Annotated in this window: 17 protein-coding genes; 5 read left to right on the top strand and 12 right to left on the bottom strand. The window is 37.2% G+C overall.

Annotation, left to right across the window (positions count from 1 at the left end; all coding sequences use genetic code 11):
* Positions 1-191 precede the first annotated feature (191 nt).
* From pbpC to L1S34_RS02040, 3 genes are all read right to left on the bottom strand, one after another.
* A complete protein-coding gene (gene pbpC, locus L1S34_RS02050; protein ID WP_236362539.1) occupies positions 192-2,567 on the bottom strand; it encodes a penicillin-binding protein 1C in 2,376 nt (791 codons plus the stop codon).
* A 188-nt stretch (positions 2,568-2,755) separates the two neighbouring features.
* Positions 2,756-8,425, bottom strand: a complete 5,670-nt coding sequence (locus L1S34_RS02045) for an alpha-2-macroglobulin family protein (protein ID WP_236362537.1) — start codon at positions 8,423-8,425, stop codon at positions 2,756-2,758.
* 260 nt (positions 8,426-8,685) lie between these two features.
* The gene (locus tag L1S34_RS02040) at positions 8,686-9,129 is read right to left on the bottom strand and encodes a nucleoside deaminase (protein ID WP_166132936.1); all 444 of its coding nucleotides are present in this window, start codon (positions 9,127-9,129) and stop codon (positions 8,686-8,688) included.
* Positions 9,130-9,222: 93 nt separating this feature from the next.
* On the opposite strand from L1S34_RS02040, the gene L1S34_RS02035 reads away from it, so the two are divergent.
* Together L1S34_RS02035 and L1S34_RS02030 are read left to right on the top strand one after the other, a co-directional pair.
* Positions 9,223-11,004 carry a 1-deoxy-D-xylulose-5-phosphate synthase gene (locus L1S34_RS02035; RefSeq protein ID WP_236362535.1) on the top strand — a complete coding sequence of 594 codons (1,782 nt, stop codon included), beginning with the start codon at positions 9,223-9,225 and terminating at the stop codon, positions 11,002-11,004.
* A gap of 157 nt (positions 11,005-11,161) precedes the next feature.
* On the top strand, positions 11,162-12,079 hold the full coding sequence (locus L1S34_RS02030; RefSeq protein WP_236362533.1) for a DUF3078 domain-containing protein: 918 nt from the start codon (positions 11,162-11,164) through the stop codon (positions 12,077-12,079).
* Positions 12,080-12,150: 71 nt separating this feature from the next.
* Here L1S34_RS02030 and L1S34_RS02025 read toward each other — a convergent pair whose 3' ends face one another.
* The 6 genes from L1S34_RS02025 to L1S34_RS02000 all read right to left on the bottom strand — a co-directional run bounded on the left by L1S34_RS02025 (position 12,151) and on the right by L1S34_RS02000 (position 21,552).
* Complete coding sequence (locus tag L1S34_RS02025; protein WP_236362531.1) at positions 12,151-14,808, bottom strand: T9SS-dependent M36 family metallopeptidase; 2,658 nt, start codon at positions 14,806-14,808, stop codon at positions 12,151-12,153.
* A 77-nt stretch (positions 14,809-14,885) separates the two neighbouring features.
* Positions 14,886-16,229 carry a deoxyguanosinetriphosphate triphosphohydrolase gene (locus tag L1S34_RS02020; protein WP_236363179.1) on the bottom strand — a complete coding sequence of 448 codons (1,344 nt, stop codon included), beginning with the start codon at positions 16,227-16,229 and terminating at the stop codon, positions 14,886-14,888.
* A gap of 298 nt (positions 16,230-16,527) precedes the next feature.
* Positions 16,528-16,998 (bottom strand): RDD family protein, encoded by a 471-nt coding sequence (locus tag L1S34_RS02015; RefSeq protein WP_236362529.1) that lies wholly within the window; start codon positions 16,996-16,998, stop codon positions 16,528-16,530.
* A 70-nt stretch (positions 16,999-17,068) separates the two neighbouring features.
* Positions 17,069-19,483, bottom strand: a complete 2,415-nt coding sequence (locus L1S34_RS02010; RefSeq protein ID WP_236362527.1) for a ribonucleoside-diphosphate reductase subunit alpha — start codon at positions 19,481-19,483, stop codon at positions 17,069-17,071.
* 260 nt (positions 19,484-19,743) lie between these two features.
* Positions 19,744-20,721 (bottom strand): ribonucleotide-diphosphate reductase subunit beta, encoded by a 978-nt coding sequence (locus tag L1S34_RS02005; RefSeq protein ID WP_166132926.1) that lies wholly within the window; start codon positions 20,719-20,721, stop codon positions 19,744-19,746.
* A 252-nt stretch (positions 20,722-20,973) separates the two neighbouring features.
* Complete coding sequence (locus L1S34_RS02000; protein ID WP_236362525.1) at positions 20,974-21,552, bottom strand: DUF3109 family protein; 579 nt, start codon at positions 21,550-21,552, stop codon at positions 20,974-20,976.
* Positions 21,553-21,735: 183 nt separating this feature from the next.
* Between L1S34_RS02000 and L1S34_RS01995 the strand changes: the two genes are divergently transcribed.
* From L1S34_RS01995 to L1S34_RS01985, 3 genes are all read left to right on the top strand, one after another.
* Positions 21,736-22,311, top strand: coding sequence for a MarC family protein (locus L1S34_RS01995; RefSeq protein WP_166132922.1), 576 nt, complete (start codon positions 21,736-21,738; stop codon positions 22,309-22,311).
* Between the two features lie 95 nt (positions 22,312-22,406).
* Complete coding sequence (locus L1S34_RS01990) at positions 22,407-22,610, top strand: hypothetical protein (protein ID WP_166132920.1); 204 nt, start codon at positions 22,407-22,409, stop codon at positions 22,608-22,610.
* A gap of 2 nt (positions 22,611-22,612) precedes the next feature.
* Positions 22,613-23,218, top strand: coding sequence for an FAD-dependent oxidoreductase (locus tag L1S34_RS01985; RefSeq protein ID WP_236362523.1), 606 nt, complete (start codon positions 22,613-22,615; stop codon positions 23,216-23,218).
* A 6-nt stretch (positions 23,219-23,224) separates the two neighbouring features.
* On the opposite strand, the gene L1S34_RS01980 is transcribed toward L1S34_RS01985, so the two are convergent.
* The 3 genes from L1S34_RS01980 to L1S34_RS01970 are packed head-to-tail and all read right to left on the bottom strand — an operon-like array spanning position 23,225 to position 25,829.
* Positions 23,225-24,802: a S41 family peptidase gene (locus L1S34_RS01980; RefSeq protein WP_236362521.1), complete on the bottom strand. Its 1,578-nt coding sequence runs from the start codon at positions 24,800-24,802 to the stop codon at positions 23,225-23,227.
* Complete coding sequence (locus L1S34_RS01975; RefSeq protein ID WP_236362519.1) at positions 24,803-25,234, bottom strand: deoxycytidylate deaminase; 432 nt, start codon at positions 25,232-25,234, stop codon at positions 24,803-24,805.
* Between the two features lies 1 nt (position 25,235).
* Positions 25,236-25,829 (bottom strand): HupE/UreJ family protein, encoded by a 594-nt coding sequence (locus tag L1S34_RS01970; protein WP_210787954.1) that lies wholly within the window; start codon positions 25,827-25,829, stop codon positions 25,236-25,238.
* Positions 25,830-26,112 lie beyond the last annotated feature (283 nt).

Raw genomic sequence — 26,112 nt, 5'->3', positions numbered from 1 at the left:
GAAATTGGGGAGTTTTTTTTTGCTCTATTTTTAGGAGCTTTCTCCAGCTATCCGCTATATTCCCGATCAAAAAAACTACGGCCGAAAAAGCCTTGTTTTTTAAAATCGGGAGATGCCGCTGCTATCTGGGCTAGGGGAATCAATTTCAAAAGAAGATTCTCTATTAAAAAGATATTCTGAATTTGAAAAAGTTATTCCCTTACAATCTCAATTTTCCTCCTAATTTCGTTTCCAAATTCATCCACCACAGTGATGTAATGAAACCCTGTTGTTGCCGAGATTGGCATTTCATGAAAGGTTTTAGTACTGCCTTTAAATACTTGGTCAACATACCAAAAAAGTTTACTATCCCTTTGCGAATGCGCTACTTTTAAAATCACGGGCTGAACTTCGCTATTAAAATTCTTGGTAAGATAGATTTTACTGTTGGTTTTTGGATAAATAAAATCCATTGTAGCCGTTTGTGTTCCCATACAATCACTCCTAAAAGGTGGCAAAGGCAAATATTCAATATGCTGACTTTTGTAATACCAAGCCATTACGGGTGGCAAAATGAACCAGTTTTTGGTCACTATATTTTCTATATTTTCGCAACTGCTGTTCACTTGAAATTGCAATGATTTATCCAGATGCACCGTTTTGTGATACGGACAAATAGAAGTGTTTTTTCCTTTCTTCGGAACCAGTTGTTTTATTTTGGTACAACAGTCCTTAGCCAAATAACCACTCAAACTACACACCTCAACTTCTTCTAAATCTTTAATTGGCGTATCAAACCATCGCTGTCTAGGTAACAAATTAAAGACATCAAACAAAATGGGTGCTGCACACGTAACTCCAGTCAAGGTTGGTCTTCCCTCACCTGTCGCATTACCTACCCACACACCTAACACATATTTTGAATTAGTTCCTATCGCCCACGCATCACGATTCCCGAAACTAGTTCCGGTTTTCCAAGCGATTTTTAATGAACTATCAAAAAATTTCCAAGCCTCGTCACCTTCTGGGCGATTGACTTGTTCCATTGCGTTATACGTGAGCCAAATTGATCCTGCACCCAAGATGTTCTTTTGCTTGGTTTCATCACCAAAATCAACTTGAAAATCATCATCGTAATTCAGTTCAGCAAATTCATTAGCTCTATAATTCCCTTGATTTTTATTGAAATAATTTAAGGTCGAAGATAAACCCGCGTACGTTCGGCACAAATCCCATAAATTACTTTCGGCACCACCCAAAATAAGTGACAAACCGTAATGATCAGGTGGTTTTGAAATATCCCGCAATTTGAATCGCTTTAATTCTTCATAAAATTTATTCACTCCAAAATCCTGTAACATCAATACAGAAGGAATGTTCAACGATCGCGCTAATGCCCGATGAGCAGGAACAGCTCCGTCAAATGTGAGGTTAAAATTCTGAGGCGTATAGCCTGCAATCTGCGTTGGGATATCTGCAACTAGCGTACTTGGCAACAACTCCCCATCATCTAGCATACCAGCGTATAAAAGCGGTTTCAGAATACTTCCTGTACTTCTTGGTGCATCAATAATATCGACATCTTTTTGATGATTGCCATCCGTAGGCGAGTTACCCACATAACTCAACACTTTTCTATTGGACACATCGATAACTAAAATAGCTAAATTATGCACTTCATTTTGCTTGTATTGGTTGTAATAATACTTTGCAATTTGATTGACTCTGTTTTGCAACCCAATTTCTACTGTTGTTTTCACCCGAGTTCCTTCTTGATTCTTAGCAACACGTTGCAATAAATGAGGTGCAATTTGTGGTAGATCATACGGTTTTTGAGGCAAAGGTTCGTCTATTGAAAGTTCGTAAGTCTGTTGATCAATGACTCCTTCTTGGTTTAATTTCAACAACAGTCGGTTGCGCTTGCTCAATAATTTGATTTGATTCTTCCCTGGATAAATTAAACTGGGCGCATTAGGTAAAACCGCCAATGTTGCACTCTCCGCCCATGACAATTGATGGGACTGCACTCCAAAATACCGCCAAGAAGCCATTTCAAGACCCACCACATTTCCGCCAAAAGGAGCATGAGCAGCATACAATTCTAAAATTTCGTTTTTAGAATAACCCATTTCTAATCGGGTGGCGAGAGTGAGCTCAATTATTTTCTCAAAATAGGTTCGCTCTTTTCCGTTTCTGGACAAGCGAATAACTTGTTGCGTCAGCGTGCTTCCTCCGCGAACGACTTTGCCTGCCTTCCTGTTTTGCTGAAACGCATTGACCATCGCCACAGGATTGAATCCAGGGTGTTTATAGAAATATTCGTCTTCAAAATAAACAATACATTTTTTAAACTTATCGGGAACGCTGTCTTGTGCAGGAAATCGCCATTGTCCATCGAGAGCAATTTTGGCGCCAAGCAATTCTCCTTCTTTGCTTTCAATCACTGTTGAATAAGGTTCTTGAAACAAAATTCGTGGCAACGAAAAATAATAAACCACCAATAGCAAAAAGAGTATTGATGATTTAATTTTATTTGTTTTTATCCAATTAATGATGCGTTGTAGGAACGCTATTAGTTTGTTTTTCAAAGTGATTTTTATTTAACCGTAAGGGTCGCAAAGTTATACGCGAATGGCACAAAGAATTTTGATTATTTATAAAACTTAAATTTTTACCACAGATTTTATGGATTGCACGGATTACAACATATTCTAATAAAACTGCGTTAACCCGCGTAAAATCCGTTGCATCCGTGTTATCTGCGTTCCATTTAGTACTATTTCACAACCTGAACCCAAAACCCTTTCGTCCTTGCCAAAAATGTATTGTCATACATCGCTTCGCATTGCAAGCCAGGCAAATAATACGTTCCAAGATAAGAAGCATTCAGTAGTATTCTAAACGTTTTGGTTTCACCCGATTTTAATCCAAAATAGAAATTGGTTCTATCATCGCGAATATCAATATAATCCGCTACGTTATTGGTGGCGTCTCCATAGTCTGTGAAACGAGTATATACAATCTCGAAACCAGAAGGCAAAATTTGTGACAACGCCACATTTTCTACACGTTCATTTTTTAGGTTTTTAACCGTAACCTCAGCAATAAACTCAGTTCCTTGATTGATTTTAGACACATTGATAACGCTTCCTTTTCTGTTTTTAAAAACAATCGAAGCAGAAACGTTACTCTGAATCGCTTTTTCTTGTCCAATTGGAAGAATTCCTGTGTTCAGCACACGAACGTACAATCTATTCTTTCTATTGTTTTTTAAAGTCACACTATTCGAACCCGTTTTGACAACTAAACTTCGGTCTGCGATAGTTTTCATCGTTTTAATTGATTGTCCTTTTCCATCTTTACTGAACTGAACATCAATTCCTTTTGGACCATTACTCGCAGAAAACTTTGCCATTGCATACAATCCAAACGCCGTAGTTTGCGTACTCATCCATTGGTCACTTGACATATCTTTGGCCAATTTTGTTGCCATTGCAAATGCTTTTTGCTTTTGCCCAAGCAATAACAATGTTTCTAGAGCCATGGCACGATTCCTATCAGCAGATCCGTAATAGTAATAATTATAGTTGGAATTATCATCAATTGTAGTATTAAGCAACAACGATAAACCTGCCGATTTTTGTCCTGCCAATACATAAGCCGAAGCCAAACGCAATTTACTTTCGTTCGAAATTCCTTTGGTTTCACGCAATCTGTTCATCGAAGACAAATCAGGAGCTCCTGCCAAAGCCAAAGTATACAAACGGTAGGACTGTGCAAAATCATTTCCATAACTCGGCATAAATCGCCACTGTTTGGCCTCTTTTTGTTGATACGAAATCCATTTGGTTTTGAAATTGATTGGCAAGAAATACCCTCTTTTCTCTGCTTCAATCATAAAATGTCCTGCATACGAAGTACCCCAATCATCAGCAACGGTTCCTCCTTGCCAGTATGCCATTCCACCATTAGATAATTGAAAACCTCCCAAACGAGTAATTCCAGCGGTCACATTTTTTTGAATTAATTGCTGACGCGTAGCATCCAAATCGACAATATCATTTAAATACAATTGTGAAAAAACCGACGAAGTCGTTTGCTCCACACAACCGTGAGGATACTGAATCAGATACTGTAATCGTCCATTCAAATTGATGGTTGGCATTGACGAAACCTCCAGTTTTGCTTTATTACTTCCCGCAACACCAAACGTTTTCCAAGAAATAGTTTTAGAACCGTTGGGTTCCAAAATCACATCAGTAAATGTATTGGTGACTGGATTCGGATTGGTCATGTCAATTTCTACATCATAAACCGCTTTTTCCTTGCCAGAAATCGCGACGATTTGCACCTTTCCGATTCCGGTTACAGAACCTACAGCCAAATTGAAATAAGCCATTTTTTCGTCAGGCTGAGGGAAAGTTAATTTTTGAACAGCACTGCCTATAACTTTTAATCCGTTATTCGTTTTAATCTGAACGATTACATTTTTAATGTCTTTCTCCATTGCAAAAATGGTCACTGGAATCGTCACTTTCTCGGATGGAGAAATTTTTCTAGGCAATGAAGCCAACACCATTAACGGACTACGAACTGGAGTCGCCTTTTCGACACTTCCATACGCACTTGAAGTTGCATCGCCAGCCACGATCATGGTTTTTACAGAACCAATGTACTTCGGTAATTTTACTTGATGGGTTTTGGTTTGTCCTTTTTCTAATTTAAAAGGTCCCATATAAATTACAACCGGTTTGAAACGATTGGCTTTTTTGGCTTTTCCACCACCCAAATCTTGGTCACCACCAATACTGAAAATCTGATTTACTTTTCCGCCATACGCTCCAATCACATCGTCATAAATATCCCATGTTTTAACACCCAAAGCTTCACGAACATAAAAGCTATCCCAGGCATTTGGCGCTTTGAAACGGGTTAAATCCAATAATCCTTCATCAACAATAGCAATGGTATAGGTCATTGATTTTCCGGATTGTTCACTCACTTTTATAGCGAATGATTGCTCTGGACGCAGCATATCAGGCATTACTAATTTGGGCGCAAGAATGGTGTTTTTATCAACTACTTCAATAGGCACAATTCCATACATACGGATTGGCGAATCATTTTTGGTGGAAGCGTGTGGTTGCAACAGCGTAATATTAAAGTACACATTCGGCGCCATAGCAGCCGTAATCGGAATGGTAACTTTGGTTTCTCCTTTTTGGGTCTTTGCCCAAAGCGTTTGTACTACTTTCGAACCATTTTCGATAGAAATAAAAGCGCGCCCTCCTGCACTAGATGGAAACGAAATTTGAGCATTTTCACCCACAGCATACTTCTCCTTATCGGTTGAAAACACTAACATATTGGCCGTAGCAGCATCGGTATTTCTCGTTTTTCCAGACCATGTTGGCCAATCGATATTTACCGTCAAAGCCGTTGCGTGTCCGCCAACACCATCAGAAACCCGAATCATATAACGTCCCCACTCTTCATCCGTCAAGGCAAAACGGACATTTCCTCTTCCACTAGCATCAGTATTAATTATAAAAGTTTTATATGAAGTAGTAGCATTATCAGCGTTGTAATTCGATAAATTATCGCTGGATGCATCCCACCACCAGCGCCATTCTACCTTGTAGACTTTAACTTCCAGGTTTTTAACCGACTTTGGTCGTCCATTTTCATCAACCGTAACCACATCAAATTGGTTCATGGTACGGGTTTCTAGCATTCCGTATTTATTCGGCTCAGGTGACTTAATCCCCACATAAGTAGGGTACGGCGAGTAGGTCGTCGCAATGACATCAGTACTAAAATCACCACCTTCTTCATACACTTTGGTAATAAACGAGGCTTTCAACATTCCAGGTGCTTCTCCTTGTATTTTTGGGTCAATCGTAGCATTCGCTTTTCCAGTGGCATCTAATTTACCTGAGAAAACGGTAACTTCTTCGGTGCTGAATTTTCGAACCAAATCATCAAAAATATACTTGTCATAATTTTTGAAAGTCGTTATTTGTTGCGAAAATTTAGCTTGCATTTCCACATTCAAATTTTTGGCAACAGCGCCATGAAGCCAAGCCACTTCAAGGTTGCTAGTGTTTGGATAAGCCGAAGAAAGTATAGCTCGTTTGAAAGTATTTTTGATTTTCAAACGATTGGGTTTGATAGTTTCAATCTTGATGCTTTTGTAAAACTTCGCACCACCCACGCTAACCATTGCTTCCCAATTTCCAGTAGGCGCGTCATTTGATGTTGGAACAGTAAACGCATAATGATTCCATTCATTCAATTTTTGAACCGTTTGATACGTTACTTTTCCATTTGGATCAGATAGTCTAAATTTTATGGGGTGTCCAAGTGGAATTTTATTCGAAGCATCATTCAAAATAAAAGACAAATACAAATTATCTCCAGGACGCCAAACGCCTCGTTCTCCATAAATGAACCCTTTAAGTCCTTTTTGCAAAGTCTCGCCAGACACATTAAAATTACTCACTGACAGTGAATTCCCGTCGTCTAATTTAACATAAGTAGACTCCGTGCCTTGCGTTATAATAGCAAAATAGGCAAATTTATCCAACTGAAAAGTCGCAATCCCATCGCTATTGGTAGTTCCTGTAGTTATTTTTTGCTGCTGAAAAGTATACAAATCTACTCTTGCATTTGTAACTGGCTCTGTGGTGACAATATTATTTACGGCAAACAAATACGATTTGTTTTCGCCTCTTTTGGCAATTACGCCCAAATCAGTAGCCAGAATATTAGTTGCTATTTTGGCATTATAAAAATAAGAACTCGAGCAAGGATCCTGACTTTCTCTCCATTCGTAATCATCGTAGTAATAATCATCGTAAGAGTTTCCGCTGTAATTAACATCATTCTCATCAACCTCTTCTTCCTCTTCGGTTGTATCCTCATCAGCGGTTTCACATTTGTACAAAGAATATTTTTTCTTGTAAACAAACTCTACTCTATAAATCGCACCTGGTTCAGGAGTAATAATTTTAGATAAATCCAAAGCAAAAGTGTTCCACTTACTTAGATTTAGTAATGTATTTTCTTTTAAATTCAGAGTTGATTTGGCAATAGGTTGCGCCACTCTTTTTAGGTTTTGACTGCCATTGAGTTCGTTGTATTGCAAAAATTGCATGATGTTGTTTTTGTAAATTTTATACACTATTACATCAACAGCACTCAGGTTTACAGCCTCAAAATTGAGTTTTAAGTTATTAGAACTTGGCAGAATTGTTCCGTTTTTTATAAACCGAACACTTGGCTTTATTTCATCAAAGGATATTTTCTCGGCGTAATTCTCATTTAACTTTCTACCATATTCACTTTCTATTCCCTGAAAAACTTCCAACAACAGTTCTCCGGTAAGCTTTTGCAAATCCACAACTGGCTCAGGCTCAACAATAGCAACTTCTTCGGGTTCCTCAACCACAGCACTATCAACAGCCACAGCAGTAGAATCAGAACTTTCAACTGGTTCAACTGCTTCCACTGGCTCTGAAGCCACTTCAACAGCTTGTTGAACAGGTACTTCATTACTAAAATAAACTTTCAACACATTTCCCTGTGCAGAAAACTTTAAATTATTGGTGTTTTGAATAGCGACTAATCCTTTAAAATCTTGTCCTTTTTCTAAGGGTTCCGAAAAATTAATAGACAAGGTTTGATTATCTCCTTCTTGAATTTCGGTCTTAACTACTTTAAACTCTTTCAATGCCGTAATCGGGAAATCGATAGTCCCTTTTTGATCGATATCAAAATCATTTCCGTCGTATTTTATCTCCAAATTGCTTTTAGATTCCAAACGTTGAATGCTGTCAATTCTGAACTTGAATTCTTTTCCAACTGCATTCGATTTTTCGAAAACAATTTTCAAATCGCTTCCGTTATGCTCCGCTTCAATCAATTTTTTAGCGGTTTCCAAATCAATATTGTCAGCGGTTTTAAGCACTGCATTTAAATATTGGTATTCTGGGCTGTAGGATTGCACATCGAGCGTGTTGACCACAAAATCTTGCTTAATCGTTTTTACCGTAAAATTGAAATTGGATAGTGCTTTATCTTTTTCAGCAACCTTTGGATTCAGTTGATCCAAATGTAAAGTCACCTGATATTCCGTACCTGATTCTAACTTTTTTTCGGGAATAAAAGCAATCGTATTGGTTGAAAGCGCAATTACTTTTCCGTCAACACTCGGAGAAATAGTAAACAAATCGTTATCTAAAACCTCATTGACTTTCCATTCTTTTTTATCAAAAGCCAAAACTACCCTAATATCCGATTCTGAAGAGACAATCCCTCCCGTAAAACTGACGATAAACTCTTTGAATAGCGAGAAATCTGAATTAAAATCGGCGGCAGATTTTCTACCACACGCTTGAAACAAAAAAAACACACATAACACGTAAATTAATCCTTTTGTTTTCACTTTTAGCTAGAGTTAATGGGTTATAAATTAAATTATTGCAACATCTCACAAGTAACACAATAACTAGATAGTTACCGTAATATTGTAGTAAATGTAGAATAATTAATTTATTATTTTAAGAAGAAAATTCTTTGATAGGAAATTATTTTTTAAAGGTATTTTTTAGAAGCTATTCCAGCTATTCGTTACAATCTTATATGCCGAACACCGGCACATAAGGATTTCCACTGCTATCTGGGCTAAAGAACATCCTGAATAGTTTACTTCCTTCTCTCAGCAAAAAACCGTTTCATCAAATCAGCGGCTTCATTGGCCATAATTCCAGAAGCAACGGTAGTTTTAGGATGCAATTTTGTTCCAAGAGTGATAAAACCGCGCTGTTCATCACGAGCGCCAAAAACAATTTTAGAAATTTGGCTCCAATACAAAGCGCCAGCACACATCTGGCAAGGCTCCAGTGTTACATAAAGTGTACAACCTGTTAAATATTTTCCACCTAGATAATTTGCAGCAGCAGTGATGGATTGCATTTCGGCATGTGCAGTGACATCATGAAGTAATTCGGTCAAATTATGACTTCGAGCAATGACTTTATTATCAATGACAATTAGCGCACCAACAGGAATTTCGCCTTTATCAAAAGCCATTTCAGCTTCATGCAAAGCTTTTTTCATGAAATATTCGTCGGTGAATGGGTTTATCATAATACAGACCGCAAATTCGCAAATTTAAATTCTTTGTGAGACAACTTTTTTTATCGACTGTAAAAATACAATTTCAAATCGTACCTTTGCTTCATGTCAGATAATTTACTTTCAAACATCAATAACCCAACCGATTTACGCTTGCTTGACGAAGCGCAACTTCCTCAAGTTGCCCAAGAATTACGCGATTTTATTATCGATATTGTGGCCGTAAAAGAAGGTCATCTTGGCGCAAGCCTTGGTGTTATTGAATTGACAATTGCCTTGCATTATGTTTTTGACACCCCAAATGATTTATTGATTTGGGATGTGGGCCATCAAGCCTATGGACATAAAATATTGACCGGCCGAAGAGAAAATTTTCATACCAATCGTCAACTCGGCGGTATCTCTGGTTTCCCAAAAAGAAGTGAAAGCAACTATGACACCTTTGGCGTAGGCCATTCTTCTACATCTATTTCGGCAGCACTCGGAATGGCAATTGCTTCAAATTTGAAAGGAGATTTCAACAAACAACACATTGCCATTATTGGTGACGCATCTATCGCTTCAGGAATGGCTTTTGAAGGGTTGAATCACGCGGGAGTTACTGCTGCCAATTTACTCGTAATTCTTAATGATAACGCTATTGGGATTGATCCTAGCGTGGGCGCCTTGAAACAATACCTCACTGCTGTGAAAGAGGGGAAAAACCCAAGGCAAAACAACATGATCAAGTCCTTGAACTTTGATTATTCGGGACCAATTGATGGTCATGATATTTTTGCTGTGATCAAAGAATTGAAGCGTTTACAAAAGATCAGAGGTCCTAAATTTTTACATTTAATTACCACCAAAGGAAAAGGCCTACAACAAGCCGAAGAGGATCAAGTAAAATACCACGCTCCTGGAAAATTTGATGCAGCAACTGGAGAAATCATTTCAAAACAAGAACAAAATTTACCTCCAAAATACCAAGATGTTTTTGGCTTGACCGTTTTAGACTTAGCTCGAAAAAACGAAAAAATAATAGGAATCACACCTGCAATGCCCTCCGGTAGTTCGTTGAAATTTATGATGAAGGCATTTCCAGAACGTGCTTTTGATGTAGGTATTGCAGAGCAACACGCTGTGACTTTGGCCGCCGGAATGGCAACACAAGGCATGATTGTTTATTGCAACATCTACTCGACTTTTTTACAAAGAGCATATGACCAAATCATTCATGATGTCGCTTTGCAAAATCTTCCAGTAATTTTTTGCCTGGATAGAGCTGGATTGGTTGGCGAAGATGGAGCCACACATCACGGTGTTTTTGATTTAGCGTACCTGCGTTGTATTCCTAACCTGATTGTTTATGCTCCAAGGAACGAAATTGAACTTCAAAATATTTTATACACCGCACAATTAGGACTTGAAAACCCGATTGCTATTCGGTATCCTAGAGGTCGCGGCGTCATCAACGACTGGCAAGAAAACTATAGAGAGAAATACCAAAAAATTTCAATCGGCGCTAGCTCGCGTTTGATAACTGGTGATAAGGTGGCTGTTTTATCAACAGGAACAATTGCTCAAAACGTATCCTTGGCACTTGAACAAATTACAAATGAAAACAAGATTGCACATTACGATTTTCCTTTTGTAAAACCATTAGACGAAAATGCCTTACATACTATTTTCAAAACGTTTTCAACTATCATTACCATTGAAGATGGAACTGTTATTGGTGGCTTTGGAAGTGTAATAACCGAATTTGCTGCAGCACATCATTACTCATCAAACATAACAATTTTGGGAATTCCTGATGAATTTATCGAACATGGAACTGTAAACGAGTTACAACAAAATTGCAAAATTGACGTTAAAAGCCTAAAAGAGCTCTTTTCGGGTTTGTAAAAATGTTTAATTTGCACAACTAAAACTACTACTCTACAACATGAACTATTTAAAAAGTATATTTTTTGCTCTCATTTTAACCTTACCTCTTCACATTTTTGCTCAAAAAAGAGACTCTGTCTTTAGTCCGAGTCAAATAAAAATGGTTTCAGTACCAATGAACAATATCAACTCATTGCGAATTCCATTAAAAATCCAGACTAAAACACACTATTTACCACTATCTCATTGGACCAAAAAAAACAGCATTGGTTTTGATATTTCTGAAGTAGCTTTTGTCAATTGGTCTGCCGGTGGAACGAGCTCTATTTCAGGGTTGTTAAAAGGTAAATTTCATCGCATTTACAACCGAAGTAATTTTAACTGGTCTAACGAACTGATTGTGCGTTACGGTTTAAACAAACAAGATGGAATTGAAGTTAGGAAAACGGAGGATGCCTTGCAATTTAACTCCACCTTTGGCTACCGTAGAGATACACTTTCTAACTGGTTTCATTCAGCTAAGTTTAATTTCAACACCCAATTTACCAACGGATACGCTTACCCAAACACCGATCAGGCTATTTCTAAACCATTTGCACCGGCTTATATTTTTATGGGTGTTGGAGCCGAAAACATAAATAAGGATAAAAAAAGAACCTTTTATATTTCACCTTTTACATTTAAAACTACTCTAGTTTTGGATCAAAGATTAGCAAACCAAGGTGCTTTTGGAGTAGTAAAAGCTACGGTTGATGCCGACGGAAACATTATAACTCCGGGTGAAATGGCAAAAGTTGAACTTGGATTTTTAGCTACTAGTAAATACAGAAAAGAGCTTGCAAAAAATATAACGCTTGAAAATCGATTGACTTTATATTCTGATTACATCAACCGTTTTGGTAATGTCGATGTTGATTGCGACTTACAAGTTGAGCTCGTGGTTAACCAATATGTAAAAGCCAACATTGGTGCGCATGTAATATATGATGACGATATTAAATCAAAACGAGAAATTGAAGGTGTACAAGTAACCGAAGGACCTAAAACTCAATTACGCCAAGCGATAGGTGTTGGAATTGAATACATCTTTTAAAATTTATTACTCCAAAAAAAAAGCCCCAACAGCAATACTGTTGGGGCTTTTTTTATGATGTGGTGATGTATTTATTTGATAATTAATTTATCTACATAACGCAAACCTTCACCTTCAATAGCTAAGATATAAACTCCAGCAGAAATAGGCTTAACGTTAAATGATTTTTCGCCATTGAACGATTCTTTGTCTTTTTGAAAAACAACGCGTCCTGTTATATCACTGATTTTAATATTTACTAAACCATCATAGTTATTGATGCGAACAGTAATATTACCTTGAGATGGGTTTGGATATACGCGCATTACATTTTCTTCATCGATGCTTGCTGTCCCTAGCGTACAATTTGCGTTAGCTGCTGGTCTTGTAAAATCTTCGACTTGATCGTTTCCTACATTGTTAGAGCCTGCAGAAGCGTTCACCCCTAATCCTCTCGCTGCAAAAACTTCCCAAATCAGACAAAAATCTTTACCACCTGTTGTAGCTTGGTCAGCAGCAATAAGCGCATCTCTTCCATCTACAAAAGTAGGACTACAAGGCTGTAACTTCAATCCGTCTAAGACTAACTGCATAACCTTATTGTTTCCTCCTTTTCCTGAATATTTGTTGTCATCATATCCATATTTAGTAATATAAGCCCATGCTAAATCCCATAGCATCGTTGCCCAAACTGACCCTACTCCATGTACTGAAGTCTCCTCAACATTATCGGCATTTAAAAACTGAAAAGAGTTTGTAGTACCATATGTCATTGGATTTACCGAAGTGTCAGTCGAGTATGGAAAACTACGAATACCCACACCATCAGTTTTTTGAGAAGAAACAAAAGTTCCAATTCCTCTTTTCGCAGTACCAACATCTCCCGGTTTTAATTGCATCATCAAGGCAAACCAATCTGACCATCCTTCACCCATTTGATCCGTATTATCTAAACATCGGGAGTTATTTCTTCCTCCTGCTAAACGAGTAGAAATTCCGTGACCGTATTCGTGTGCTATAATTCCATTATCAAAATCACCATCTGAATTAATGAAAGGGGACGATTCTACTTGTAACTTCACATTAACAGGACTATTTTGCATTTGAGCTACTATTCTATCACCTAGAACCTTAGTGATACTGATAACTGGAATTGCAATATTTGCATCGGCTCCAGACATATTTATTTCACCTGCCACATTATTAACAATTATAACAGCGATAGCGCCAGCATCTTGCGCAAATTTAGCCTTGACAGCAAAATTACAAGATCCACGGTATAATATCACAATTTTACCACTCAAAGCCGCAGCATTGCTTGGACCTGAACAACCTAGCGATCCAGCACCAGAATTATCAATGTACAGTGCTAAATCTGATTGTAAAAATGCAGGTGCAACTGGCAAATCTATTTTTCCGGGATTAAATGCGTTTTGTCTAGCACCATAAGTTCCTGCTAAAATACTTGGAGCGGTTATTATGACTGGACTTATTGAAGGTTCGGTGTTCCATAAAAACATTTGCATGCGGGGTCTACCTCCATCAGCTGGAGTTGAAAAATTAGCATTATTTAAGCGTTGCGGTGAGGCCGATGAACCATCCTGAGCATCAGCAAAAACATAATCAGCGGCAGTGCCTCCTTTCCCGTAGTTATTTTGCTGAAAATTTCCACTAGCCTCATCAAATCCATACTGATACCAAACATCATGCATTATATTGTTCATGTAAAACAAATTAGTACAAGCCGCATCAATATAACTAGATGCACTAACACTTGTACCTCCATAACGGTAATCAAATAAAAGAGAAGAACCTCCCTCTGGACTATAAGCGGTCAAGGAGTTATCAGACATAAAATCTTCTTTTGCCCATACATTATTTCCTCTCGTAGTCGTAAATTCAGCTCCAGTATTACCATCTGTATCATGCCATCCGAAAGGTGATGCATTAGAATTAGCTGGATTACTTAATAGTTGAAAATTACCATGAATAGGACTTTCTATTTGAAATGGTAACACTCGATAAGTCCCGGCTTGAACCTGAGCTTTAATAGGAGTGAAAATTTGCTTGTAGGATATTATTTCTGGGTTAGTCAAATGATCATGGCTTGAAACAACACCTTTATGGTCAAAACTACAGTTGATAACGGTATTGATTTTTTCCAAAATTTTACCGTTCAATGCGTCTACTCTAACACTCCAAATCTTGTCATGATCAGCGGTTGGTATTGTCATATCCCAAGCTAATTTTAAATCACCACTTTTACTTTGATGGTAAACTAAATTGGCTTCAATAGGTTCTTCTTTACTTACCCCAGTACCAATAGTATAGGTATTAGGTTGTGGATGCGATTTAGTTTGAAAATTACCGGCCAATGGTAAGCCTAATTGAAAATAAACTTTGGCTGCAGCTTCAGTGGCTGACAAAGAAGGTTTTGTAGCATTGATTTTTTTACTTAAATCGGATAAAACTCTCTCCTGATGAGCTATAACCTTTCCATTTTTAATAGAAAAATTGGAAATCGATCTAAAAATCTCTATGCCTTGGTAACGTTGCACTACAAAACAATTGGTAATGCCTGTAGTTTCTGAAGGGGCTTCACTTTGAATTACCCAATCTTGCAATGATTGACTGGAGGCCATTGCCCTAGCAGATGGACTTTTTAAGTAATTCTTAATAATTTCACTATTACTCTGACAAAAGGCAAAGTAAGGAAAAGATAAAATAACGAATAGTAAAAATTTTTTCATAAATATTGGCTGTTTGGTGAAGCAAAAATAACCAATATTTACAATATTGAAAGTGTATTTTTAAAAACTAATAAATTTTAACTTTTTGAGGCTGTGATGGTTTTGTAGTATAATAATGCATTTCCATCAGTTAACAAGGAAATAAAATGACAAATATGCAACAATCGACCATACAAATCCTGTTTTTCTAACTGATGCTTTTCGGGTAGCATTTTTAAAATTAAGGTATCATAATTAGAAGCGACACCATTATAATTATTGTCAAATGCAGTAATAAATTTATCCAATAAGGTTTGTATGATTTGATAGCCTACAATTTCTTTCTCTATTACCTCACGACTTTGATAGATTTTCTCGACACTGATCTTGATAATATCATCCATCTGAGCTTTGTACTTGCTTTTATCCATTAAGGCATAAGGGAATTTTCCTTGCAAAATGAGCTCTTCATTTTCAACAAAAACTTTTACGGCATCGTTGATTAAGCTTCCTATTGCCAAAGCGCGCAAATAGCTAATGCGATCTTCTTTGGTCTGAAGGGTTTTGTATTTAGAAGTATCAATACTGTCTTTTACTAATTTTATCAGGTATTCCAATGCAAAATCCTCCGAAACCAAACCTAGATTCATTCCGTCCTCAAAATCGATGATGGTATAACAAATATCATCGGCAGCTTCAACGAGATACGCTAATGGATGGCGTTCAAAACCAAGATTTTCTCCTAATTTATTCGGAATCAAGCCCATATCTTGGGCTACTTCTTGAAAAAATGCTTTGTCTGTTTGAAAAAAACCATATTTTTTATCAGCGATATTTTTGGTTGGTTTTTTAGGTAAACTTTCTTTGGGATATTTCATAAAAGCACCCAAAGTTGCATACGAAATACGAAGTCCGCCTTCTATTCCTGGACGGCTTGCGGTAAGTACTGAAAAACCATTAGCATTACCTTCAAAATCTATTAAATCTTGCCACTCTTTTGCGCTAAGTTGGTCTTTGTATTTTTGTCCGTTTCCTATGGAAAAATACTCTCCAATGGCTTTTTCACCCGAATGTCCAAAAGGCGGATTCCCGATATCATGCGCTAATGATGCTGCAGCAACAATTGCCCCAAAATCATTCATGTGATAACCGTGTACTTCTTTTAAATGCGGGTATTTTGCGATGATTTTTTTTCCTACCAAACGCCCCAAAGAACGCCCAACAACGGATACTTCCAGACTATGTGTTAATCTGGTATGCACAAAATCAGTTTTGGATAATGGAATAACTTGTGTTTTATCTTGTAAACTTCTAAACGCCGAAGAAAAAATGATTCGATCATAATCTACTTCAAAACCCAAGCGAGTGTCGTCCTGTTCTACGCGCAATCGTTTGCCTTTGTCGCCTTGTCGTTTAAGTGATAAAAGTTGTTCCCAGTTCATCATTGCTTCTTGTAATTTTGTAGTTTAAAGGAGCGAATATAAAGAAAAAGATTTGAGCGTACGAATAATGCTTACTCGGGTTTTAGCGCAAGGTGTTTTTGAGTGTTAACTGCTTAAAATGGAAGCGTTATAAAACTGAGTTATACCAAGTATTCTGCGCGATTCCTAGCCCTGATAGCAGTGAAAATCCTTTTTAAGGCTTCTAGCCAGTCAAAGGCTAGAAGCCTTAAAAAGATTGTAACGAATAGCAGGAAATAGCTCCAGAAAAAGAACGAAACTAAAACAGAAGGCTTAGTTTTTATAATTGAAAAAATTGTTCTTTACTTTCGAGTAATTTTTTTTCAGTAACTACAAAAGTATTTGAATAGTTATCGTGCATCCCTAGACTTCTACCTCTTAAAAATGTGAAATATTCAAATGGAACTAGTCGTAGTAAACTTCTACCTAAAATTGTAAGTAACTCTGGCTTTGAACCATCTTCGAGAACAACTACTGTTTTGGTGATAAACTTTGCTAAAGTTTTAGATGTTAAACTTTCAAAAGCCGAATAATAAACGAACATCAAAATAGAAAAAAAGATATAATTCTCAGCTGTACTGAACGATGAAAACCAATTGAGTAGGGAAGCGTCACCAAACGGAATAAAAACCGCAACGAGATAAATCAAAAACTTAATCAACTGCAAAAAAAGTAAATCAATTACAAAATTAACCATCCGAATATTCTTGGATGCTAAAATAAATCTAGGTACGATATAATTATTTTCCATTTTTTTTCTAAAACTAAAAAACAGCTACCAAAAATGATAGCTGTTTATTTGACTGTTTTTTAATCTTTATTTACGATCCACACATTTCACAATCTTCTGGACCAGCATTCTTAGCTAGTTCGATCATGGCTCGGTATTCAGCTGCAGTCATTTCTACAGGTTCAGCTACAACCGGGATAGCAATAGGTTGTTCTTTAATAACAATAGGTTCTGCTTTTTTATCGTTGTTTAAGGTAAATTTAATTGCGTCAACGGCAGCTTTTGTTCTCAAATAATACATTCCGGTTTTAAGACCTGATTGCCATGCATAAAAGTGCATTGAAGTTAATTTAGCATAATTAGCATTTTGCATGAACAAGTTCAATGATTGCGATTGATCTACAAAATACCCGCGCTGGCGAGACATGTCAATAATATCTTTCATAGACATTTCCCAAACAGTTTTGTAAAGATCTTTCAAATCCTGAGGAATATCAAGCGCCTGCACCGATCCGTTATTACGCATTAACTCTTGTTTCAGGGTTTCGTTCCACAAGCCACGCTCTACTAAATCATGAAGCAAGTGTTTGTTTACTACAATAAACTCTCCCGAGAGTACACGTCTGGTATAAATATTTGAAGTATACGGTTCGAATGCTTCATTGTTACCCAAAATTTGAGAAGTTGAGGCTGTAGGCATTGGCGCTACCAATAAAGAGTTACGAACACCGTGCTCCATTACTTCTTTACGAAGCGAAGCCCAATCCCAACGACCTGATAAATCACCATCGGTTAATCCCCATAAATTGTACTGAAATTCTCCTTGCGAAATTGGCGATCCTGCAAAACTTGAATACGGTCCTTCTTCTTTAGCCATTTCCATTGATGCTGTTACGGCCGCAAAGTACATGGTTTCAAAAATTTCTTGATTCAGTTTTTTTGCTTCGTCACTTGTAAACGGCAAACGCAACATGATAAATGCATCTGCAAGTCCTTGCACACCTAAACCAATTGGACGGTGGCGTTTATTAGAGTTTTCTCCTTCTTTAACCGGATAATAATTCCTGTCAATTACTTTATTTAAGTTGCGCGTTACACGCTTGGTTACCGTATAAAACAATTCGTGATTGAACGCTCCGTTTTCAACAAACATTGGCAATGACAACGAAGCCAAGTTACATACAGCAATTTCATCTTTTGAAGTAAACTCCATAATCTCAGTACACAAATTCGACGAACGAATAGTACCTAGATTTTTTTGGTTCGATTTGCGGTTAGCTGCATCTTTGTACAACATGTAAGGCGTTCCAGTCTCAATTTGCGACTCTAGGATTTTTTCCCATAATTCATGCGCTTTGATGGTTTTTCTACCTTTTCCAGCCGCTTCATATGAGGTGTACAATTTTTCAAACTCTTCACCATGCACATCATACAAGCCCGGACATTCGTTCGGACACATAAGCGTCCACAACCCATCTTCTTGCACACGTTTCATGAATAAATCCGAAGTCCACATCGCAAAAAACAAATCTCTTGCACGCATTTCTTCTTTTCCTGTATTCTTTTTCAAGTCTAAGAAATCAAAGATATCAGCATGCCAAGTTTCTATGTAAATAGCAAAACTTCCTTTACGTTTTCCGCCTCCTTGATCTACGTAACGAGCCGTATCATTAAACACACGCAACATCGGAACAATCCCGTTTGAGGTTCCGTTTGTTCCACGAATGTACGATCCTGTAGCTCTCACGTTGTGAATTGAAAGTCCAATTCCTCCTGCTGATTGCGAGATTTTAGCTGTTTGTTTCAACGTATCGTAAATCCCATCAATACTGTCATCTTGCATCGCCAATAGGAAACAACTTGACATCTGAGGTTTTGGCGTACCGGCATTAAATAAGGTAGGCGTAGCATGGGTAAAGAATTTCTTCGACATTAAGTCGTAGGTTTCAATAACCGATTTCAAATCACCTAAGTGAATCCCCACAGATACACGCATCAACATGTGCTGCGGACGCTCTACAATTTTACCGTTTATTTTAAGCAAATACGATCTTTCTAGCGTTTTAAAACCAAAATAATCGTAGTTGAAATCTCTATTGTATATAATGTGCGAATCTAAATACTCCGCATTATCCATAATTACTTTGTGCACTTCCTCAGATAACAAAGGAGCGTATTGTCCGTTTCTAGGATTCACGTAATTGAACATATCATTCATCGTTTCAGAGAATGATTTTTTAGTGTTCTTGTGCAAATTCGAAATTGCAATACGGGCAGCCAATTGTGCATAATCCGGGTGCGCAATGGTCATTGAGGCAGCTGTTTCAGCCGCAAGATTATCTAATTCTGAGGTAGTAACCCCATCATATAGTCCTTCAATTACACGCATCGCCACTTTTACAGCGTCTACTAAATCATTCAAACCATAGCATAGTTTTTTAATTCTATCCGTGATTTTGTCAAACATTACAGGCTCTTTGTGCCCGTCTCTTTTTACTACATACATACGCAAAGTGGTTTTAAAAAACAGAAAATCCCTTCTCTGTTTTAAGTTATTTGTTGATTATTTCGCAGCATAACCACCACAACTTTTGTGGCAGCAACTACTATTTGATGGTTACTGATTTAGAATAAAGTTCAGTTTCTTTATTTTCGGGAGCTTATCCCGCTGTCATTCCAATCTTTTTAGTCCTGAGAAAAATCAGGACTAAAAAGGATTTTCCCTTCCATCGGGGCTAGGAAGGTAGTAGGTATATTCAAAACCGATTAAAAATCGGCGTCGAAGGTAATTTTTTGTGCTTCTTCATCAGTGTTCATCACACCTGCTTTTTGGTATTCAGCTACTTTTTTCTCGAAGAAGTTGGTTTTTCCTTGCAATGAAATCATGTCCATAAAATCAAAAGGATTAGCCGTATTGTATTCTCTGTCACAACCTAGTTCTACTAACAAACGATCTGCAACAAACTCCAAGTACTGTGTCATCAAACCTGCGTTCATCCCAATTAAGGATACTGGTAACGACTCAGTGATGAACTCTCTTTCAATATTCAAAGCATCTACAATGATTTCTCTAATTCTTTCTGTAGGTACTTTGTTAATCAAGTGGTGGTTATGCAAGTGAACCGCAAAATCACAGTGTACTCCTTCGTCACGAGAAATCAACTCGTTCGAAAAGGTAAGTCCTGGCATTAAACCACGTTTTTTCAACCAGTAAATAGAACAAAATGCACCTGAGAAAAAGATTCCTTCAACAGCTGCAAAAGCAATCAAGCGCTCCGCAAACGAATCCGATTCAATCCAACGCAAAGCCCAATCTGCTTTTTTCTTAATAGCAGGAAACACATCAAGCGCATTGAACAATTCATCTTTCTCCGCTTCGTCTTTCACGTAAGTATCAATCAACAAAGAGTAAGTTTCGCTGTGAATGTTTTCCATCATGATTTGAAAACCATAGAAAAACTTCGCCTCAGCATATTGTACTTCATTCACAAAATTTTCTGCCAAGTTTTCATTTACAATTCCATCTGAAGCAGCAAAAAACGCCAAAATGTGTTTTACAAAGTACCGCTCATCATCAGAAAGTTTATTATTCCAGTCATTTAAATCCTGAGACAAATCGATTTCTTCAGCAGTCCAAAAACTAGCTTCCATTTTTTTATACCACTCCCAAATATCATGATGTTTAATCGGAAAAATTACGAAACGATTTTTGTTTTCTTGTAAAATTGGCTCCACTTGTGTCATTGTATGTTGTGTTTATTTTGTGATTTTATCGAAAAAAGTTGCTTTCTGCGGAGTACAAAGATTGTGAAATATTGCTTCAATAAAAAGTCAAACTTATTCACAATCGGACCTAGTTTTTAACAAACCACAGAAAAACAACGGCAAATTCATGCAAATTACAAAACACTGAAAATCAGTTTTTTATAATTTTAAAAATGGTGCTAAGCACCGTAAAATATAGGATTTTTAAAAAGAAGAAAAGCAGTTTAGTAGTTACCGCTTCTGGTTGTTTTTGTGTTCTTCTGCCACAGTTTCTAGCTCAGCATACCAGTCTTCGCCAAACTTTCTAACCAAAGCTTCTTTGACAAATTTGTACACCGGTACTTCGAGTTCTTGACCAAGGGAACAAGCCGCGTCGCAGATGTCCCATTTGTCATAATTTACCGCTGCAAACTCACTAAAATCTTTCACGCGCACCGGATATAAATGACAAGAAACAGGTTTTTTCCAGTCGATTATTCCTTGATTGTAGGCTTGTTCGATTCCACATAATGCGGTCTTGCCGTCAAAAATTACGTAAGCACAATCTTTATTGTCAATTAAAGGAGTTTCTAGTTCCCCATCCGTTCCAGTTACCCAAGTTCCTTGTGCCTCGATAGCCGCTATGCCTTGCTTGCGCAAAAAAGGCTTCACTTTTGGGTAAATAGCCTCTAAAATTTTAGTTTCTTCCTCACTTAAAGGCGCACCGGCATCGCCGTCTACACAGCAAGCTCCTTTACAAGCTGATAAGTTGCACACAAATTCTTTTTCGAGTAAGTCCTCAGAGACGATGGTTTTTCCTAGTTGAAACATGCCGCAAAGGTATTCAAACAAATCGAAAAAGCAGCCCACAAAAACAAAAAAAGAAATGTATGAAGATCAAAATCCGAGATTCAAAAAAACTTATTCAAATTTATTTTCAAGCATTAAAAAAAAGCCACAACTCCTTTATTGATAACCAAAAATGAATACTTTTGCACCTTAAAACACATCGACATGGGACTAGATTTGAGAGAAATAATAACTGTAAGCATGGTGCTTTTTGCCGTTATTGATATTGTTGGATCTATTCCAATTATTGTGGATTTACGAGCTAAACATGGTATTATCGAATCGGAGAAAGCTTCCATCGTTGCTGGTGTAATCATGATTGTGTTTCTTTTTGCGGGTGAAGAATTACTAAACCTCATCGGTATAGATGTAAATTCATTTGCTGTAGCAGGATCATTTGTATTGTTTTTCTTGGCACTTGAAATGATTTTAGGAATCCGCATTTATCGTGACGAAGAAGCAAGCTCTGCCTCTATCGTTCCTCTTGCTTTCCCTTTAATTGCAGGTGCAGGTACCATGACTACCTTGCTTTCATTGCGCTCACAATACAATACGCTCAACATTGTTATCGCTATTATTTTAAATATTATATTGGTATACGTAGTTCTTAAATCGTCTTCTAAAATTGAAAAAATGTTAGGCGAAAATGGACTTGGCGTAATCAGAAAGACTTTTGGAGTGGTATTATTAGCTATTGCTGTTAAATTATTCGCTGCTAATGTTAAAGGTCTATTTGCTTAACTATTTTTTTTATAAGTTTACACACTCAAACAATACCAAAATCATTGATAGAGATAGCTATATTGCTATTTATGCTTTAAAAATCAAAATTTTTTATGAAAATCTTCACTAACATACTGGTATTTTTAGCTCTAGCGCTAATCGTCTTTAATGTTACTTTATTAGACTTCAACAATCCTTTTAAAGGAGATAGCGTAGTTGCCTTTATTGGCATTGGAGCTTCATTGTGCGCTGTGCTTATTTTATTAATTTTTAGAGTTTCTAAAAAGATAGAAGAAAAAACAAAAGAAAACTTGTAAGCATGTTTGATGTTTTGATCATTGGCGGTGGTGTTTCAGGCATGTCTTGTGCACTTGTTTTAGGATCTGCAAAACACAAATCCTTTGCCACTGATAAAAAAATCGGCATTTTTACCCATCAAAAAAGTAGCGCTTTGCAAGAGGCGCTTTTTAATAATGCTTACGGAATTCCCGCAGGTACACTTGGTGCTACGCTCTTAGAAGATAGCGTAAACCAACTGCAAAACACCTACCCACACATTACGACCATTCCTAATGAAAAAGTGCTGCGAATTGAAGGAGCTGCACCGCATTTTATTGTGCACACTAACAAAGCAACTTACAGCAGCAAATTGATTGTGGTAGGAATTGGATCAGCCAATACTTTTGCAATTGATGGCTTGATGGAATATGTAATTCCGCATCAAAAATCATTAGAATCTAAACAACGCATTCAACTAAAAAATAACGACCATCTTTTAACAGAAGGCATTTATGTTGTTGGAACTTTAGCCGGCTGGAGAAGTCAATTAGCCATTGCCGCAGGAAGTGGTGCTGCTGTAGCCACTGATATCCTGACACTCTGGAACGATGGCATACAAACTCATGCACACGATAGCATTCGATAAAATTTTTTATTTTTTAACGGGAAGTACTTTTTTCAACATGGCGTCGTCACGAACAAGCATTTCATAATAGCGCTGCTCGCCAAATAATTGCTTGGCAAACTCAGCGGTGAGGTATTTTTTTACCAGATCTTTACTTTTGGAGAAATCTAAATCCAATCCGTTTTTAAACACAAACTCCTCAAAAGCTTTCACATAAGCGGTGGTCGATTGTATTTTAGCTTGTAATTTTTCAAAAGTCAATCCTTTTAAGCTTGTTTTTTTATTGTCTAGTTGTTCAAAGACAAAATTACCCACAATACCCGATTGCAAGAAATAAGCAGTTTCTTCTTGACCGTGTTCTGCAACAATAGGAACAAATACATCCGGCACAATACCGCCGCCACCGTAAACAATTTTACCTTTTTTGGTTTTAAATTTAAGCGTATCTGCCACTTTTATACTATCTTTGGAGTACAACTCACCATTTGCAATGCGTCCTTCCGATTCTTTAAAATAAGCTTCATTCCCTTTTGAATATGGTTTTTGAATGGAACGACCGGTAGGCGTATAATAACGTGCAATTGTCAATCGAACAGCTGAACCATCTGCAAAATTCATTTCGCGCTGCACCAGTCCTTTTCCAAAAGTTCGTCGACCTACAATAGTTCCTCTATCATTATCTTGAATAGCGCCTGCTAGAATTTCACTTGCTGAGGCACTATTTTCATTCACTAAAACAAATACTTTTCCTTTTTCGAAACTGCCTTTTGCCGTAGCATACGTTTTAGTTGTAGTGCCGTTTTTAGCTTTAGTAAATACAATAAGTTGCTCATCAGGCAAAAATTCATCGGCTATTGCAATGGCTTCTTCCATATAACCACCGCCGTTATCACGCACGTCAATAACAAGTGAAGTAACTCCTTTTTTCTTGAGCATATTTAGGCTTGTCATGAACTCCTCGTAAGTAGTTTCGGCAAAACGATTGATTTTAATGTAACCCGTTGTTGGATTGAGGAGTAAGGCTACATCCACACTTTTTATCGGGATGATGTCACGTTTGATTGTAACCTTTAATTTTTTTTGAATGGATTTTCTAAAAATAGTCAGCTCGATGCTTGAGCCTACCTCGCCTTTTAATTTACTAAACAAGCTGTCTGTTGGCAATTTTCGACCAAAAAGTTTGGTTTTGTCTGCATACAAAATACGATCACCTGGCAACAATCCCGCTTTTGCCGAAGGTCCATTTTCAACAGGTTTGATAACAGCAACAGAGTCTTTGTACATATAAAAATTAACTCCAATACCCACAAAATTTCCTTGCATACTCTCAGCCACCTCTTGTTGTTCGGTTGGTGGCACGTAAACAGAATGTGGATCCAGTTGCGCCAAAATTTTGTCTACCGTAAGATTTACAATCGAATCGGTGTTGATTTCATCTACATATTCGGCATCAATAAAATCAATTAATTTATTGAGTTTAGCTTTAGAATTTGTCTTTGATGTCAATCGATTTGATCCCGGTAATTGAATCACGCTACCCAATAGCACGCCCGCCGCAAGTGTCGCGCCTAAAATAAGTGGTAAATATTTAAAATTAACCTTCATTTATTCTTCAAGAATTGGAATATGCTCTACTTCTACTCCTGCTTTAATCAAAAATTGTATGCCGGAATCATCGCGATACCCATTTTGGTACACCACCCTTTTGATTCCTGATTGGTGAATGAGTTTACTGCATTCTTTACAAGGCGAAAGCGTAATGTACAAAGTAGCTCCTTCACAAGATTGTGTAGAGCGCGCTACTTTTAAAATTGCATTGGCTTCAGCATGCAAGACATCCCAACGGGTAATACCTTCATCGTCTTCGCAGCAATTATCAAAACCACTCGGAGTACCGTTGTAACCATCAGAAATAATCATTCGGTCACGAACAATAATAGCACCTACCTGTTTGCGTTTGCAATAAGAGAGTAAACTCCACTCTTTTGCTATACGCAAATAAGCTTTATCGTATTTATTTAATTTTTTTTCGCTCATTTTATCGATTCCAAATTTCACTTGCAATTATCATCGGAATAACCACACCTATTATAAAAGCAGACATTACTAAAGTCCAATCTCGTTTAGAAAATCTAAAAACAGTTTGCACGATATAAGACAGTACCAAAAGTACAAAAACAACAATCATTTGTGCAGCTTCGATACCAAGGGCAAACTCTGCCAAAGGCAACACTTTTGAAGCGGCATCTCCGCCCAAAATAGATTTAAAATAATTCGAAAATCCTAAACCGTGAATAATACCGAAAAATAAGGTTATGAAAACTACCAGATTAATACTTTCTTTTTTATTGTTTTTTCCAGCGGTAAATAAGTTAAAAAGTGCGGTGATTAGAATCGTTATTGGAATTAAAAACTCAACTACGTTCGCCTTAATAACAATGATTTCAAAAACAGACAATACCAAAGCCATAGTGTGGCCAAGGGTAAACAAAGTAACGAGTAAGACAACTCGTTTCCAATCTTTAAACGCGTATGGAACGGCAAGCGCCATTAAAAACAAAACGTGATCGTAAGCATTGAGGTCTAAAACGTGCTTTAAACCTATTTGAAAGTAGATCCAAAATTCATTCATCAAAATTCATTTAAGGTGGATAAAGGGTTGTAAACATACGATTATTTTTGAAAATTTATCTGCTAAAATGGCAAATATGTATGCTAAAACACACGATTGATTTCCTAAAACATAGTAATTGGCGATTGGCAAAATACAGCTCAATATCTTAACAATTTTTCACCCGAAAAACGCTTAAAAGCGCAAAGTCATCCGGTTTGTATTTACTCGAAATAGCTTGTAAAAGCCTTAAATTTTTTAGCTAATCTTAAATTTACTTTAACCTTACAACTTTACAATTCGG

It is taken from the genome of Flavobacterium sp. K77, assembly GCF_021608205.1.
Taxonomy (GTDB): domain Bacteria; phylum Bacteroidota; class Bacteroidia; order Flavobacteriales; family Flavobacteriaceae; genus Flavobacterium; species Flavobacterium turcicum.
This window is presented reverse-complemented; position numbering and strand designations above follow the sequence as displayed.